We start from the raw sequence: 16,834 nt of genomic DNA on the forward strand, positions 1-16,834 counted from the left end.
CGTCGGTGTCGATCCCGTAGCCTGGCGCCGTGACCAACGATCTAGCTCCTGGCGACGCCGAAGGTGACGGCGTGACGACGCTGCGGGTCGGCGTCCTCGGATGCGGCAACGTCGGGGCAGCACTCGTCGACATCGTGCGCACTCGCGCCGACGCCGTCGAGCAGCGCACCGGCATCCGATTGGAGATCGCCCGCGTCGCGGTCCGCAACATGTCGGCACCACGAGACGTCGAGGTCGGCGACGACGTGCTGACCCACCATGCACTCGACGTGGTGACCGACCCCGACATCGATCTCGTCGTCGAGTCGATCGGTGGCATCGAACCGGCCCGCGAGTTGATCCTCGCCGCGCTGGCGCACGGCAAGCCCGTCGTCACCGCGAACAAGGAACTGCTCGCGAACGTCGGTGCCGAGCTCTACGCAGCCGCCGATGCAGCGGGCCGCGACCTGCTCTTCGAAGCCGCGGTCGCCGCCGGCATCCCGTTCGTGCGGGTGCTGCGCGAGAGCCTGTACGGCGAGCCGATCACCCGGGTGCTCGGGATCATCAACGGCACGACCAACTACATCCTCACCAAGATGACCGACGCGGTCGTGGCGGGAGGCGACGCCGACTACGGGGCGGCTCTCAAGGACGCTCAGGCGCTCGGATTCGCCGAGCGCGACCCCACCGCCGATGTCGAGGGCTACGACGCGGGGGCGAAAGCGGCGATCATCGCCACCGTGGCGTTCGGCAAGAAGGTCGTCGCCGGCGACGTGTACCACCAGGGCATCAGCGACGTCACGGCATCGGACCTCGCGATCGCTCGCCGCCTGGGGTACGTCGTGAAGATGCTCGGCATCGTCGAGCGGGACCCGGACTCCGACGAGATCAGCGTGCGCGTCCACCCGGCCATGGTCCCCGATCAGCATCCGCTCGCGACCGTGCGGGACAGTTTCAACGCGGTGTTCGTCGAAGGTGACTACGTCGATTCGGCTCTGTTCTACGGACGCGGCGCGGGCGGTGGGCCCACGGCGAGCGCGGTGTTCGGTGACCTGATCGATGCCGCGAAGAACCTGCGGTCGGGAACTCACGGCTCGGTCGGCACGCTCGGCAAGGCGACGATCAAGCCGATCGACGAGACCTCGGCGGAGTACCTGCTCGGCCTCGACGTCGCCGATCAGCCGGGCGTCCTGCACGCGGTCACCGGAGTGTTCTCGAAACACGGCGTGAGCATCCGTGCCGCCGAGCAGGAGGGCAACGGTCCTGACGCCCGGCTCGTGTTCATCACCCACGAGGCGCGGGAGAAGGACGTCCAGGCGACCGTGCGCGAGTTGAACGGACTCGACGTCGTGTACAAGGTCGGCGGCCTGATCCGGGTCATCGGAAACTGAGGGACGACGTCGTGCGCTATGTCTCCACCCGCGGTCGGGCCCCCGAACTCGGCTTCGCCGACGTGCTGCTCGCCGGACTCGCGAACGATGGCGGCTTGTACGTCCCGTCGCACTGGCCGAAGTTGACCCCCCGTCGCAGCAGCGCTGGTTCCTACGTGGACCGGGCCGTCGAGGTGATGCTGCCGTTCGTCGAGCCCGACATCGACGAGGTCACGCTCACGCACCTGTGCACCGAGGCGTACTCCACGTTCCGTCACCCCGCGGTGGTTCCGCTGGTCCAGACCGGAGCGAACCAGTGGGTGCAGGAGCTGTTCCACGGTCCGACACTCGCGTTCAAGGACGTCGCCCTGCAGCTGGTCGGCAAGATGTTCGACCACGTACTCGCGCAGCGCGGGCAGCGGGTGACGATCGTCGGAGCGACGAGTGGCGACACCGGTTCGGCCGCGATCGACGGTGTGTCCGGCTGCGACAACGTCGACATCGTGATCCTGTACCCGCTCGGCCGCACGAGTGACGTGCAGCGCCGACAGATGACGACGGTGGACGCCCCCAACGCCCACGCGGTCGCCGTCGAGGGAACGTTCGACGACTGTCAGGACCTCGTGAAGGCGATGTTCAACGACGCCGCGTTCCGGGAGCGCAACCGCCTCTCGGCCGTCAACTCGATCAACTGGGCGCGGGTGATGGCGCAGACGGTGTACTACGTCGTCGCGTCCGAGACGTTCGCCGAGCCGGCGACGTTCGTCGTGCCGACCGGCAACTTCGGCAACGTGCTCGCCGGCTGGATCGCACGGGAGATGGGCGCGCCGATCCGCGACTTCGTCCTCGCGTCGAACACGAACGACATCCTCACCCGCTTCGTCAACGACGGCGACATGACGGCGCGTCCGGTCGAACCGACGCTCAGCCCGTCGATGGACATCCAGGTGTCGTCGAACTTCGAGCGGCTGCTCTTCGAGATGAACGGTCGTGACGGCGGGATGACCAGCGAGCAACTGGACCAGTTCCGACAGGTCGGCCGCCTCGACGTGGAGCCCGATCAACGATCCGAATTCGTCGACGGGACGTTCCGTGCAGCGGCCTTCGACGACGACGCCACGTTGTCCGAGATCGAGCGCGTCCATGCCGACACCGGAATGTTCGTCGACCCGCACACCGCGACGGGGACCGCGGCGGCGCGGTTGTTCGGCGGTCCCGACGGCCCTCCCGGGCCGATGGTCACGCTGGCCACCGCGCACCCGGCGAAGTTCCCCGATGCGGTCGAACAGGCCACGGGGATCCGTCCCGAGTTGCCACCGCATCTGTCCGACCTGTTCGATCGGCACGAGCGCACGCAGACCGTGGCCAACGACCTCGACGAGGTGCAGGCGCTGGTCGAATCGTTGACCCGCTGACCGATTGCGTTGCAATCGCGAACGGACACCGAGTACCATCGTCGTCGTTCGGTTCTCACCGGACCGCACCTCGAGTTCCTCGAAGCGTGCGAATCTCTCAGGGGATCGACGTTGGCGCGTCGTTTGCATGTCGAATGCAGGTTGCGTCTCGGCCCCTTCCTCTGAACCAGACCTCGCCGTCGTTCTCCACCGGTGGCGAAAGAGAGGTATCCGATGGCCGCAGAGGCACTCGAACAGTCGGCGCTGGAAGGCAAAGACAAGGATCAACTCCTCCAGATCGCCAAGGCGCTCGGCGTCCGTGGCATCTCCAAGTTGAAGAAGGCCGACCTGGTCGGCGCGATCATCGACGCGACCGGCGGCGACGACGCTCCGGCGCCGTCGACGAACGGGTCGAAGCCGGCCGACACCGCGCAGAACGGCACGTCCGTGTCCGCAGCGACCGACAGCGCAGCGAGCGCAACCGACACCGGTACGGCCGAGGCATCGAAGGACGATGCGGCGGAGAACGAGGGGTCGAAGAACGACTCGGCCGCGGCCGACACGAAGAGCGGCGACGACGGTGTCGTGCTCGGACCCGATGGCGAACCGCTCGCCGACTGGGAGATCGAACTCCAGAAGCAGGGCGTCTCGACCGACACCACCGATGCCGACACCGACTCGAAGTCGGGCGACTCGAAGGACGACGCCGGCGGCCGCGACGAGAACGGTCGCCGCAACCGCAACTCCCAGCAGAACGACCAGCGCTCCGGTGGCGACCGCGACGGTCAGCGCGATGGTGGACGCGACGGTCAGAACCGGAACCGCAACAGCGGTGGCGGCCAGAACGACGGCGGCCAGAAGCAAGGCGGCAACCAGGGCGGCAACAACCAAGGTGGCGGCAACCAGGGCAACAACCAGGGCGGCGGCAACCGCAACTCGAACAACAATCGCAACGACGACGGCGGCGGCAACAACAAGCGTCGTCGTCGGCGTCGCAAGGGTGGCAACCGCGGCCAAGAGGGCCCCCAGGGCGACGACGTCGAGCTGCTCGACGACGACGGCCAGCCGCAGTCGAACGAGCCGATCGAGGTGTCGGGCTACCTCGACATGCGCGACGAGGGCTACGGCTTCCTGCGGATCAACGGGTACCTGCCGAGCAAGCAGGACGCGTACATCCCCGTCAAACTCGCCCGCCAGTACGGCCTCCGCAAGGGTGACCAACTGACCGGCAAGATGCGCCCGCCCCAGCGCAACGAGAAGAACCCGGCGCTGCTCGAGGTGCACACCGTCAACGGCGGTGACCCGGAGAAGGCGAAGAAGCGGCCCCGCTTCGAGAACCTGACGGCGCTGTTCCCGGACGAGAAGCTCCAGCTCGAGGACCCGTCCGACCCGACGAACATGACGGCGCGGATCATCGATCTGATCAGCCCGATCGGCAAGGGCCAGCGCGGGATCCTCGTCTCACCGCCGAAGGCCGGCAAGACGACGATCATGAAGACGATCGCCAAGATGGTCGAGAAGAACAACCCCGACGTCGAGCTGATCATGCTGCTCGTCGACGAACGTCCCGAAGAGGTCACCGACATCAAGCGGACGGTCAAGGGCGAGGTCATCTCCTCGACGTTCGACCGCCCGAGCGACGAGCACACTGCGATCGCCGAGATGACGATCGCGAAGGCCAAGCGAATGGTCGAGGACGGCAAGGACGTCGTCATCATGCTCGACGGGATCACTCGCCTCAGCCGCGCCTACAACCTCGCCGCTCCGGCGAGCGGCCGCATCCTGTCCGGCGGTATCGACGCCGGCGCGCTGTACCCGCCGAAGAAGTTCTTCGGTGCGGCCCGCAACGTCGAGGAGGGCGGCTCGCTGACGATCCTCGCCACCGCGCTGGTCGACACGAACAGCCGGATGGACGACGCGATCTTCGAGGAGTTCAAGGGCACGGGCAACATGGAGCTGCGCCTCGACCGCAAGGTCGCCGAGCGGCGCATCTACCCGGCCATCGACGTGGATGCCTCCTCCACGCGGCACGAAGAGCTGCTCTTCGACCGCAAGGAACTGCAGATGGTGTGGAAGCTGCGCCGCGTGCTCAGCGGCCTCGCCGCCGATGGCAATGCGGCTCCCGGCCTCGAGCTCCTGATGGACCGGCTCAAGACCTTCAAGTCGAACAGCGAGTTCCTCAGCGAGATCGCGAAGCAACCGGGCATGTAGTCCGTGGGGAACAACGGAGCGTCGATCGCGGTTGGATCCAGATAGCGTCAATCGGCGCTGATCTCGACGACGATCGACGGCACCGCAATCCCGCGGGGTCGGGCGTTCAGCCGTCACCACAGGATCGAAAGAGGAATCACGATGAAGACCGACATCCACCCCACCTACACCGACACGACCGTCAAGTGCTCGTGTGGCAATACGTTCACGACGAAGTCGACCGTCGAAGGCGACCTCACCGTCGAGCTCTGCAACGAGTGCCACCCGTTCTTCACCGGCAAGCAGAAGCTCGTCGACTCCGGTGGACGCGTCGAGCGCTTCAACAAGCGCTACGGCCGCCGCGAGGGCAAGCCCACCAACCTCGAGGAGTGATCCCCGGGCCGGCTCGTCCGGCCGGAATCATCGACTCCGAACTTCCAGATGCCGCCCGACCCGGGCGGCATCTGCCGTTTTCCAGCGATCGGGACCCGGTGGGGTGCCAGCCTCGCGTCACGCCGTCGAAGTCTGACGGTCGAGGAACTCGATCACCGCACGGTGGAACGTGTCACGGGATGCCAGTTCGTCGTGGATGAGATGACCGGCGCCCTCGACGACGAACACCTCGGTGGCGGGCGAGATGTCGGCGAACGCTCGTGCGAGATCGGGTGACGCGACAGCGTCGGGCTTCGCCGGGTCGGCGCACACGACGAGCGATGGCACCGCGAACGGCACGGTCGGGTCGACGAACGCCTCGATGTTTCCGGTGAGCACGGGGTCGAGCACCGACGCATCGCAACGCAGAAGTGATTCGGCCATCTGCTCGATCCCGTCGGGATGGAGGATGTCGCCGAACGTTCCGCCCGACGCCGACGGCGAGGCGGCGAGGATCGCCACCAGCGCATCGGCGGACACACCGGACGCCTGCAGCGCCGGGATCGACTCCCGCATCAGCGCGAACGCGTCGAGCAGTGAGTTGCCCTCCAGCGCCCGGTCCTCGCCGGCACCGAGTCCGAGCGGCGGGTCCTCCATGACGGCGGCCCGGGACGAGTTCGGGATGTCGTTGCGCGACCGCGGCCGTGGTCGCTCCGCCGAGCGAGTGTCCCATCACGATCGCCGGTTGACCCGCAACCTGTTCGAGTACGGCGACGGCGTCGCTCACGTATCCGGATGACGAATAGTCGTCGGGCGCCCGATCGGAGTCACCGTGCCCGCGGAAGTCGAGCCGGAGCACGCGAAAGCGTTCGGCCAGTTCCGGCACCAGCGCGTTCCAGGTCCCGGCAGACGAGGTGATGCCGTGCATCAGCAGGAGTGGAGGCGAGGACGGACTCCCGTCCTCGGTCACGTTCAGTTCGATGGAGCCGTGGCGAATCTTCACGATCCGAACCGTAGACCGCGGCAGGGAATCGTCGTCGCCATCGCCGAGAACGGTTGCGGCCGGCTGGTCACGCCGTTCCTCGAGGCGATGGAGGCGCCGGCGCGACCGAGCCACGGAATCCCGTCACCGGCCTCGGTAACGTCGAGGGCGATGACCAGTACCGGACCAGCCGAAGTCAGCGAGCGCCGTCGCCGGTTGCTCGCGATCAAGTTGCGTGCGCTCGTGTCCGACCACGTCGGCGATCCCGTCGACGTCGAGCCGGTCGAGTTCGGAACCGGTGCGGGTCTCGTCGTCGATGATGCCGCCTGGGTGATCGTCGACGGACCGGCCGGGCGCACCCTCGGAGCCAGCCTCGCGTGGGCGATCCGCCAGGGAGCGCGCTCCCTCGACGTGATCGTCGACAGCGAGGGCGGTCAACTCGCCCGCCGCGCCGACGGTTTCGATTTCCCGATCCGCGTGTGGTTCGCCGAGGAGCGGACGTTGCTCCCGGTCGTGGCGGAAGCGGTCCCGGCCGTGCCGACACCGTCGACCGAACATCTCGAACTCGTGCCGCTGATCGAGGCCGGGGGCGCTCGTCCACACACCGAGCGTGGCGTGGTCACCGGTGACGTGCGTGGACTGGAGGTGTGTCGCGTCGTCGACGAACCGACGATCGGACACTTCGCCGAGGTCAACGACGTCCCACCGGAACTCATCGCCGCCCGCGCCGACGACGGGGTCATCCTCGAGGTGGGGGTCGGCGCCAACGACCGCGAGGCGTTCCAACTGATCCACGGTCACGTGCCCAAGGTCGACGCGTTGTCCGACGTCGTGGCGTCGGTCTCCGAGGTCCGCAGCGTCGATGCTCCGCAGCATCCGCTCAACCGGATGGCACCCGAGCGGTTCCTCCGCTGGCAGGCCGCCGAGGACCCCGGCATCCTCGGCCTCGCATCGCTGGAACCCGCCGACCCGCCGGTGCCGCGCCAGAGCATGAAGCATCCGGAGCCATGCGTCGCGCGAGGGGTCGACACCGACGGCGCGCCGGTGGTCGTCGTGTTCTCCTCCGGCGTCGACCTCGACCTGGTTCCGTTCGTCGCCGACGTGTCGCTCGGCCTCACCGAGCCAGTCGCCCGGGTGATCGTCGCGCTCCCGCAGCGCGACCTGGTTCCGGTCACCCGTGACCTGGCCGGTCTCCTCGCCCGACCGGTCGAACTCGTCGAATGGTGAACCGATGACCGTGGACCGCCGCGCCCAGATCGTCGACGAGTACGAAACCCTCGAACACCAGCTCGCCGACCCCGAGGTGCTGGCCGACCCGGCTCAGCTGCGCGACGTGTCGAAGCGCTACAACGACCTCGGCCCCGTTGTCGAGAAGGTGCGTCGCTACAACGAGCGCAGCGGCGACGCCGAGGCCGCTCGGCAGATGCTCGACGGTTCGAGTGGCGACGAGCGACAGATGCTCGTCGACGAGATCGAGCAGGTCACGGCGGAACTCGCCGAACTCGATGTCGAACTCCGGGAGATGATGATCCCGAAGGATCCTCACGACGGTCGCGACGTGATCGTCGAGATTCGGGGCGCCGAGGGTGGCGAGGAGGCGAACCTCTTCGCTCGGGACCTCTACGAGATGTACGAGGCCTACGCCGGTTCGCAGAAGTGGAAGCTCGAGACGCTGTCGTCAGCGACGAGTGACATGGGCGGCTACAACGACATCACGTTCGTCGTCCATGGTGACACGGCCTGGCGTCACCTCAAGTACGAGGGTGGGCCGCACCGGGTTCAGCGCGTGCCGGTCACCGAGAGCCAGGGGCGCGTCCACACCTCGTCGGCCACCGTGTCGGTGCTGGCCGATGTCGACGACGTGGACGTCGAGGTGGACGAGCGGGACCTCGAGATCGACGTCTACCGGTCGAGTGGAGCGGGTGGACAGCACGTCAACACCACCGACTCGGCGGTACGGATCACTCATGTCCCGACCGGCGTCGTCGTCACGATGCAGGACGAGCGGTCGCAGCTCCAGAACCGCAATCGAGCGATGCAGGTGCTGCGTGCCCGATTGTTCGAACGCGCCGAGGCGGAGCGGGCGGCGGAACTGTCGAGCGAACGCCGGTCGCAGATCGGCGGAGGCGGCCGCAGCGAGAAGATTCGTACCTACAACTACAAGGAGAACCGGGTCACCGATCACCGGATCGGGTTCACGATCTACCGGCTCTCCGACATCCTCGGCGGTGACCTCGATCTGGTCGTGAACGCCCTCGCCACCGAGGAGCGCGCCCGCCTGCTCGCCGAAGGCCCCGACGACGATGTCGCGCACTGACGACAACGGGGACGGCGCCGAGCACACCGTCACGTGGCGTGAGTTGCTCGCGGAGACCCGGGGCCTGCTCGACGACGACACCCATGCCCGATGGATCTGTGAGACCGCGACCGGGTCGTCGCCGACCGAGTTCGCCGCGCTGCACGACCAAGCGGCGACCGAGCGAGCCGTCGCGCGCCTCGATGCGATGGTGGCGCGGGCGCGGTCGGGAGAACCGATCCAGTACGTGCTCGGCAGCTGGGGATTCCGGCACCTCGACCTCGCGATCGACGATCGGGTGCTGATCCCCCGACCGGAAACCGAACTGGTCGCCGAGACGGCGATCGAGCTCGCTGCGGCCTCGGGTCCGATCCGCAGGGTGGCCGATCTCGGAACGGGATCGGGTGCGATCGGACTGGCCATGGCCGATGAACTCCCGCACGAGGGCACGACGGTCTGGATCACCGACGCCTCGTCCGATGCGCTCGACGTCGCTCGCGCCAACCTGGCGGGGCTCGGGCGCTCGGCGGTGAACGTCGTCGTTCGACAGGGTTCCTGGACCGATGCCCTGACCGATGGTTCGAGCTTCGATGTGGTCGTGTCGAACCCGCCCTACGTGGCCGAGGCGTCGCCCGACATCGAGTCGCTCGTGTCGGAGTGGGAGCCCTCGACCGCGTTGTTCTCCGGATCCGACGGACTCGACGACATCCGTCGACTCGTCCGCGACGTTCCGCGCCGACTCCGTCCCGGCGGATGGCTCGTCCTCGAACACGGCCACGACCAGGGTGATGCCGTCCGCAGCCTGATGGAGGGTGCCGGCCTGAGCGAGGTCGAGACGCGTCGAGACCTGGCCGGCCACGACCGCATGACGCTCGGCCGCCGCCCCTCCCGTCTCTTCGCGTCACGGACCGGGTCGGCCCCGGTCCCTGACGCGGTGGTTGGTGTGCGATGTCTGGAGAACACGGTGTCGGACTATGCGCACCTGCTCCAGTGGCTCGCGACGCCGGAGGTGTTGGAGTGGTACGAGGGTCGGGACAAGACGTTCGACCTCGCCGACGTGCTCGCCGAGTACGGCCCGGACGGAGAACACGAACGGGATGGAACGATCCCGGCGATCATCGAACTCGACGGCGACCCGATCGGCTACATCCAGCTGTACGAACTCGACGACCCGGACGATGCGGCCGGCTTCGATCTCGACGACGGTCGCGGCATCTGGTCGTTCGACCTCTACCTCGGTCGCCCCGATCTGTTCGGCCAGGGGATCGGCCGAACCGTGTGCCGAGCGACCGCGGAGTATCTCCTCGCCGTGCGCGGAGCTCGCGACGTCGTGATCGTTCCCCATGTCGAGAACTCGCGTGCGATCGCGGCGTACCGGGGAGCAGGCTTCGTCGGGGACCACGTCGTCCACGAGCACGAAATGCACGAAGGCGTCATGCGTGACGCCCTGCGGTTGCACTACCGCCCGACCGTCTGATCGCCCAGGGGGAATCCTGCTCGGGTACGTGAACGTACGTCGGGGACGGCTTCCTGGGATCGCGACCCCGCTGCCACGATCGGGAGCGGACAGCCGTCGATGTTCAGCCGAAGCGGACGGCGACTTCGGCGAGGATCGTGCCCTCCTCGGGGCTGACTGCTTCGTTGGCGCCGGCGACATCTCGCGCCGCCGAGAACAGGGCGGAGCGGAGCACCCGGCTGCTGATCGTCGAGTCGATCTCGTCGAGGTACTCGGCGGTCCGGCCGTGTTCGATCGCACGCCGTGACTCCTCGATCGCCGGCCGGAGGTAGTCCTCGAACGGGAAGTCGTCACCGCGCCACTCTGCGCTGATCTCGCGCACGACGTCGACCTCCACGTCGTCGATGTGATCGTCGGCGAGCATCACGAGGGTGAGCAACTGCAAGGCCGCGCGGTGTTCGTTGTCGGCGGTGGCGTGTACCGCGACGCCGCGGTACAGGTCGGCGAGTTCGTTCATTGCGTCGATCCTGTCAGATCCCGAGCGAGCGCACGCGCCAAGAAGTCGACTTGGTGCAGGAGCAGGTTCTCCGCGACGACCTCCTGCGGCGTCATGTGCGTCACGCCCACCAGCGGAAGGACCTCGTGGGGTCGTCCGGCTGCGAGCAGGGCGGAGGACATCTGCAACGTGTGCGCCGCGACGACGTTGTCGTCGGCGAGCCCGTGGATCAGGAGCAGCGGGCGCTCGAGGCCGGCCGCGAGGGGGAGGAGCGAGTTGGCGTCGTAGGTCGATGCACCCTCCGATGTGGTGGGGTCGCCGAGGTACCGCTCGGTGTAGTGCGTGTCGTACAGCCGCCACTCGGTCACGGGCGCTCCGGCGATCGCCGCGTGGAAGACGTCCGGCCGGCGGAGCACGGCGAGCGCGGCGAGAAAGCCACCGAAGCTCCATCCACGGATCGCCACCCGGTCGAGGTCGAGCATCGGGAACCGTTCGGCGCACGCGTGGAGCGCGTCGATCTGATCGTCGAGTGGCGGGTTGGAGAGGTCGTGCCGGACCGACCGTTCCCAGGCGGCACCGCGCCCCGCGGTTCCCCGCCCGTCGGACACGATCACGGCGTACCCCTGGTCGGCGAACCACTGTGACGACAGGTGGGAGTTGTAGCTGGTGGTGACGCGTTGAGCGTGGGGCCCGCCGTACGGGTCGAGCAGCACGGGCAACGGAGCGTCGTCCTCCGGGTCCCGCCCGCTCGGCAGCAGCACCGCGGTCGAGAGCTCACGATCGCCCGCACGCAGCAACGTGATGCTCGGAGCGATCGTGGGTACTTCGGCATGAGTGACGAGCTGCGGGCCGTCGAGCGCTCCGCCTGTCATCACCGTGTGCGTTGCGCCCGGACCCTCGAGCGATGTCGAGCGGAGGACCGTCGTCGGTCCGCCGACCGAGGCGCCGTGGATGCCCGCCGATTCGGACAGCCGGCCCCGCGTCGTGGACCAGACCTGCAGTTCGGTCGGTGCGTCGAGTGCGTTCGCGAGGTACACGACCTCGTCGCCGGTCGCTGCGACGACCGACCGCACCTGGAGGTCGGTCGGGGTGATGGCGTTCCCGTCGACGTAGAGGCGTCGAAGCCCGTCGCGATCCGAGGCGGTCAGCACGGCACCCTCGTCGGTGAGCCGGGGCGCGCCGGGAACGTTCTCCACCCACGCGTCATCCGCGTCGTTCGCGACCTCGGTCACCACGCCGGTCACCGCATTCACGGTCATCGTCGAGGTCCGCCGCTGATCGCGCGACTGCACGGAGATGAGCAGCCCCTGCTCGCTCCAGTCGACCGTGGCCAGATAGGGGAACGCGTTGCCGTCCCAGTCGACGTCCACACGGGAGCCGTCGATGCCCACGATGTGCAGCGACACCGAGGGGTTGTCGGTTCCTGCCGCTGGGTAGCGCACGGTGCGCGCCGCACGTCCCGGTTCCGCCGGGTCGGCGATCGTCCATTCGGCGACCGGACCGTCGTCGACACGACACACGGCGATCGCCTCACCGTCGGGGCTCCACCAGTACCCGCGGAACCGGTGCATCTCCTCGGCGGCGATGAAGTCGGCGCCACCCCATGACACCGCGTTCTCGTTCGTGGCGTTCCCCGCGATCACGCGCGACGTGCCGTCGAGATCGGCGACGCGCAGGGTGGCGCCGCTGACGTAGGCGACGCGCCGTGCCGTCGGGTCGGGTCGTGGGTCGTGAACCGGACCCTCCACCGGAAGTCGCCGCGATGTCCCGCTCACGAGTCCGGCCGTGAACAACTCGCCGTTGAGCGCGAATGCGGCCACCCGACACTCGCCATCGGTTGCGTATGCCGTGATGCCGGTGGCGCCGTCGCGCATTCGTTCGCGTCGAGCGCGTTCGGAATCGGTCAGCTCGCCGGTCGCCGGATCGTCCAGTCCGAGCAGGGCGCGCGGATCCGCGACCAGGCGCTCCTCGCCCTTCTCGACATCGAACTCCCACAGCGCGTTGACCGGGTCGTCGCCCGCTGAGCTGCGCAGGAACACGACACGGCGCCCGTCGGGGGACACCTTCACGTCTCGTGGAACGCCGAGCGTGAACCGTTGCGTCCGGGCGTACTGGCGGGGAAACGAGTCGCTCACGCGGCTCATCGTACGTTCATCGGATGCGCGGGTCGCTGGCGCGAATCGCGTCGAGCACGATGTCGAACGCGGCCTCGGAATCCACATCGGTGAGCACGTCACAGTTCGGTGCTTGGCGTTCGAGCAACTTCCGTTCGTCGATGACCGTCATGCCGGCCGTGAGGTCGCCGGTGGTCTCGACGGCCACGTGTCGACGACGACGCGAGAACAGGTCGGGATGGGTCACCGCCAGGACCGCCAGCGGATCGTGGAGCGCGGCACCGCGCATCGATCCGTCGTCGTGTCGGGTCAGGTAGGTCCCCGAGAAGAACTCGAACAGGCCGGTCAGGATCTCGGCGAGCTGCCCGGGCAGCGCACGCGTTGCGTCGATACGTTCGGGCGTGACCTGGAACCGGTGGGTGACATCGAGACCGGCCATCACCAGCGATCCGGGCGCGTGCTCGAACGTCTCGAACACGATCGCGGCGGCGTGAGGATCGGCCCAGATGTTGAACTCGGCGACGGCCGAGCGGTTGCCGAAACTCCCGCCGCCCATCAGTGACACGCCGGCGATCCGCTCGGCGATGTCCGGTGCCTGACGGAGCGCGAGACCGATGTTGGTCAGTGGTCCGGTCGGCACGAGCCAGAGGCCCTCTTCCGCCCGGCAGGTGTCGATGATGAAGCCGACGCCGTCGGTGCCGTCCAGTGGCGTGACCGGTGTCGGCAGATCGGCACCGTCGAGACCGGACTCACCGTGCACGGACGGTGCGTGATGGGGTTTGGCGACGATCGGATGTCCGCACCCGCGGTGCACCGGAGCGTCGATCCCGATCAGGTCGCGCATCACCAGCGCGTTGTGGGTGGTGCGTTCGAGGTCGGCATTCCCGCCGACGGTGACGATCCCGCGGACGTCCGCCACGTGTGCGGCCACGATGAGCGCGACCGCGTCGTCGTGGCCCGGATCGCAGTCGACGATCATCCGGGGGCGTGTGTCCGGGGTGCCTGCGCTGTCGCTCATGACGCTGAGCTTCGCAGTCCGACGAGTTCGAGTGTGCCCAATCCGATCAGGATGCCGAACGACCAACCGCCGATCACGTCGGCGGGAAGGTGGACCCCGTGAACGATGCGCGCCACTCCGACGAGACCGGCGAGCGCGGCGGCAACCCAACGCCACCCAGGTGGGGTGGCAGCGATCGCGAGAACCGCCGCGGTGGCCGCGACGGCGCTGTGCCCGGACACGAAACCGAGCCCGGATCCGTCGCCCTCGCGGATCAGGATCTCCGGCAGGTAGCTGCCCGGGCGGTCCCGCGCCACCAGGCGTTTGACCCCTTTTGCCCCGAACCAGGCGACGAAGCCCGCGCCGACGGTCGCCGCAGCGAGCAGTCGATCTCGACGGAACGCCAGGATCCCCGCCGCCACGATCAGCGGTCCGCCGAGCGTGCCGAGTTGCATGATCGGATAGAGCGCTGTCGCCGCGGCGTCCGGCACGTCGTTGATCCACTCGGTCATCCGGAGTTCCCACGCGGGGACCGGCTGGCGGACGGCGACGGCAGCGGAGCCGACGAGTCCGACGAGGCACGCACCGGTGGCGACCAGTCGCCCGGTCGCGGTGCCGATCGGGAGCTCGACGCGTTCGGTCATGGCCGACACTTCATCATGCTGGTCGAATCCTGCCAAACTGCCCGGCAGCATGGAGCCGACCGAAGCGATCACCGACGTCGATCCGGCCCACCAGGAGGGTTCGGAGCGAACGGGCGACGGGGCGCGGGAAGTGGTCACCCGGCGTTATGTGCGGTCGCCGCAGGACGTGCTCCGACTCGTGGTCTTCGGCGTCGCGTCGCTGCTCCTCATCGCGGCAACGATCTGGCTCGAGGAAGCCGTGGTCGGTGTCGAGGAGGACATCGTTGCGCTGTTCGGGTTCCTGAGTCCGGCGATCGAACGGGTACTCAACGGCAGCGTCGAGATCGTCGCAGCGCTCGCCGCCGTGCTCGTGTTCGTGGTTCCGCTCGTCACACGGCGGTACCGACTCTTCGGGTACATCTTCGCCGCCAATGCGCTTGCCTTCGTCTCGATGTCGGGCATCCAACGGCTGGTCGATCGCGAGACATCCCCGAGCGTCGCCAACGAGCTGGCGGAACGGGCGGGGATCACCAACAACGGGACGTCCTCGGGTTCGATCGGTCTCGCTCAGATGGCGGCGGCCTTCATCGTGCTCGCTCCGTTCGTGTCCAAGCGGTGGCGCCGTACCGGGGCGGTGATCGTCTCGCTGATCCTGCTCGTCCGGCTGCTCGTATCGCTGCGGTTGCCGGCCGAGGTCTTCCTCGCGTTGCCCGTCGGCGCATTCTGCGGCGCGCTCGTGCTCCTCGCGTTCGGGCGGCCGGACCGGCGTCCGACCCTTGCTGCAGTTGCCGCAGCCCTCGGCGACGCCGGGCTTCCGGTCTCGGAGGTCCATCCGGCGTCCGTCGATGCCCGCGGCTCGACGCCCTACTTCGCGACGATGACCGACGGGACGGGCCTCTTCGTCAAGGTGCTCGGCTCGCAGGAGCGCGCCGCCGACCTGCTGTTTCGTGTGTATCGGTTCATCCGGTTCAAGAACGTCGGCGACGACCGTCCGTTCTCCTCGCTCCGCCGCGCGATCGAGCACGAAGCGCTGATCGCATTGCTCGCCCGAGACGTGGGAATTCGCACGCCCCGGCTACGCGGAATCGTGGACGTCGGCGCCGACTCGATGCTGCTCGCGTACGAGATGATCGACGGGGCGTCACTCGATGGCGTGTCCGACGACCGGGTGACCGACGAACTGATGCGGTCGATCTGGGCGCAGATCGAAGACCTTCGGTCGCGCCGGATCGCGCACCGCGACCTGCGTCGCGCCAATGTGTTCGTCGGAAGTGACGATGTTCCGTGGATCATCGATTTCGGGTTCTCCGAAGCGGCGGTGCCCCAGACGATCCTCGACGCCGACGTCGCTCAGATGATGGCGTCGCTGTCGGTCGTCGTCGGGGCGGAGCGGGCGGCCGTCGCCGCGATCGACGTGCTCGGAACGGACGCGGTCGGCGAGGCGTTGCCGCGCCTGCAGGCCAAGGCGCTCAGCGGAGCGACCCAGACCGCGCTGAAGCAGCATCCGGGGCTCCTCGAGGACCTGCAGCGGCAGGTGATCGACCGATGTGGGGTCGAACAGGTCGAGTTCGTGGCGCTGGAACGCGCCAACCGCAAGACGATCCTGATGGTTGTGGTGCTCGCGCTGGCCACCTATTTCCTGTTCCCGCAGCTGGCCGATCTCCCGGGCATCGTCGATCAGGTCGAAGATGCGAACTGGGGTTGGACACCGCTCATCATCCTCGCCTCGGCCTTCACCTATGTGGGAGCGGCCATGGGAATCGCCGGGTCGATCCCCGACCGGCTGCCCGGCGGCCCGTTGTTCATGGCGAGCGTCGCATCGTCGTTCGCGAGCAAGCTCGCGCCTGCCGGGCTGGGAGGCATGGCGCTGAACGTGCGGTTCCTCCAGAAGCAGGGTGTCGATCGTGCGGTCGCGGTGTCGGGAGTCGGCTTGAACACCGTCGGCGGCATCGTCGGACACGTCACGCTCATCGGGGTGTTCCTGGTCTGGGCGGGGCGTGACGCCTTCGGCAGCTTCTCGCTCCCGGACCCGAAGTGGTTCGTCGTCGGGCTGGCGATCATCGCGGCGATGTTCCTGATCGGCATCGCGATCCCCGGGACGCGGCGGATGATGAGCGAGAAGCTGCTCCCGGTGCTCGCTCGGGCGTTCGACGGGGTGGGCGAGGTGTTGCGTCGGCCGAGCAAGACGATCCTGCTGCTCGGTGGATCGACGCTGCTGACGCTCGCCTACCTCACCACGCTCTACCTCAGCATCGCCGCGTTCGGCGGTGGACTCCCGTTCGCGACCGTCGGGGCCGTGTACCTCGTCGGTTCCGCGGTCGCGCAGGCCGCGCCGACTCCGGGCGGCCTGGGGGCGATGGAAGCGGCGCTGATCAGTGGTCTCGTCGCCGCCGGCCTCGACGACACGATCGCCGTCCCGGCGGTGTTCCTCTACCGGTTGTTCACCTTCTGGGTCCCGGTCCTGCCCGGCTGGCTCTCGTTCCAGTGGCTCCAACGCCACGAATACCTCTGACCCCACCACCCGCCATTCTGTTCTCGTGAACAGTTCTGGCGCTCCGTGCGCGA

At 68.1% G+C, this 16,834-nt stretch carries 13 protein-coding genes; 8 read left to right on the forward strand and 5 right to left on the reverse strand.

The genetic code is table 11. The features are described 5' to 3' along the window. Positions 1 to 29 precede the first annotated feature (29 nt). The 4 genes from ON45_RS04465 to rpmE all read left to right on the forward strand — a co-directional run bounded on the left by ON45_RS04465 (position 30) and on the right by rpmE (position 5,326). Positions 30 to 1,370 (forward strand): homoserine dehydrogenase, encoded by a 1,341-nt coding sequence (locus ON45_RS04465; protein WP_083914312.1) that lies wholly within the window; start codon positions 30 to 32, stop codon positions 1,368 to 1,370. A gap of 11 nt (positions 1,371 to 1,381) precedes the next feature. Then, positions 1,382 to 2,764 carry a threonine synthase gene (thrC, locus tag ON45_RS04470; protein WP_040492285.1) on the forward strand — a complete coding sequence of 461 codons (1,383 nt, stop codon included), beginning with the start codon at positions 1,382 to 1,384 and terminating at the stop codon, positions 2,762 to 2,764. A gap of 213 nt (positions 2,765 to 2,977) precedes the next feature. Beyond that, on the forward strand, positions 2,978 to 4,954 hold the full coding sequence (rho, locus tag ON45_RS04475; RefSeq protein WP_051062442.1) for a transcription termination factor Rho: 1,977 nt from the start codon (positions 2,978 to 2,980) through the stop codon (positions 4,952 to 4,954). A 141-nt stretch (positions 4,955 to 5,095) separates the two neighbouring features. After that, positions 5,096 to 5,326 carry a 50S ribosomal protein L31 gene (gene rpmE, locus ON45_RS04480; protein ID WP_040492286.1) on the forward strand — a complete coding sequence of 77 codons (231 nt, stop codon included), beginning with the start codon at positions 5,096 to 5,098 and terminating at the stop codon, positions 5,324 to 5,326. A gap of 172 nt (positions 5,327 to 5,498) precedes the next feature. Here the strand turns inward: rpmE and ON45_RS24030 are convergent, their stop codons facing one another. Further along, positions 5,499 to 6,422, reverse strand: coding sequence for an alpha/beta fold hydrolase (locus ON45_RS24030; protein ID WP_083914314.1), 924 nt, complete (start codon positions 6,420 to 6,422; stop codon positions 5,499 to 5,501). A gap of 36 nt (positions 6,423 to 6,458) precedes the next feature. Between ON45_RS24030 and ON45_RS04490 the strand changes: the two genes are divergently transcribed. From ON45_RS04490 to prmC, 3 genes are read left to right on the forward strand one after another with little or no spacing between them, the layout of a single operon-like run. Next, complete coding sequence (locus ON45_RS04490) at positions 6,459 to 7,514, forward strand: hypothetical protein (protein ID WP_083914316.1); 1,056 nt, start codon at positions 6,459 to 6,461, stop codon at positions 7,512 to 7,514. Between the two features lie 4 nt (positions 7,515 to 7,518). Further along, positions 7,519 to 8,604: a peptide chain release factor 1 gene (gene prfA / locus ON45_RS04495; protein ID WP_040492311.1), complete on the forward strand. Its 1,086-nt coding sequence runs from the start codon at positions 7,519 to 7,521 to the stop codon at positions 8,602 to 8,604. Next, a complete protein-coding gene (prmC, locus tag ON45_RS21035; protein WP_051062443.1) occupies positions 8,591 to 10,060 on the forward strand; it encodes a peptide chain release factor N(5)-glutamine methyltransferase in 1,470 nt (489 codons plus the stop codon). The genes prfA and prmC overlap by 14 nt, the downstream gene beginning before the upstream one ends. Before the next feature lie 103 nt (positions 10,061 to 10,163). On the opposite strand, the gene ON45_RS04505 is transcribed toward prmC, so the two are convergent. The 4 genes from ON45_RS04505 to ON45_RS21040 are packed head-to-tail and all read right to left on the reverse strand — an operon-like array spanning position 10,164 to position 14,290. Next, positions 10,164 to 10,556, reverse strand: a complete 393-nt coding sequence (locus ON45_RS04505; RefSeq protein ID WP_040492297.1) for a tellurite resistance TerB family protein — start codon at positions 10,554 to 10,556, stop codon at positions 10,164 to 10,166. After that, entirely contained in the window at positions 10,553 to 12,679 is a 2,127-nt protein-coding gene (locus ON45_RS04510; RefSeq protein WP_373281581.1) for a S9 family peptidase, read from the reverse strand. Before ON45_RS04510 ends, ON45_RS04505 begins: the two co-directional genes overlap by 4 nt. 7 nt (positions 12,680 to 12,686) lie before the next feature. After that, on the reverse strand, positions 12,687 to 13,667 hold the full coding sequence (locus ON45_RS04515; protein WP_051062444.1) for a nucleoside hydrolase: 981 nt from the start codon (positions 13,665 to 13,667) through the stop codon (positions 12,687 to 12,689). Further along, entirely contained in the window at positions 13,664 to 14,290 is a 627-nt protein-coding gene (locus tag ON45_RS21040; RefSeq protein WP_158412184.1) for a phosphatase PAP2 family protein, read from the reverse strand. The genes ON45_RS04515 and ON45_RS21040 overlap by 4 nt, the downstream gene beginning before the upstream one ends. A 49-nt stretch (positions 14,291 to 14,339) precedes the next feature. Between ON45_RS21040 and ON45_RS04525 the strand changes: the two genes are divergently transcribed. Next, positions 14,340 to 16,781, forward strand: coding sequence for a lysylphosphatidylglycerol synthase transmembrane domain-containing protein (locus tag ON45_RS04525; RefSeq protein WP_040492299.1), 2,442 nt, complete (start codon positions 14,340 to 14,342; stop codon positions 16,779 to 16,781). Positions 16,782 to 16,834 lie beyond the last annotated feature (53 nt).

Origin of the sequence: Ilumatobacter nonamiensis YM16-303 (assembly GCF_000350145.1) — a bacterium.
Classification (GTDB): Bacteria; Actinomycetota; Acidimicrobiia; order Acidimicrobiales; family Ilumatobacteraceae; genus Ilumatobacter_A; species Ilumatobacter_A nonamiensis.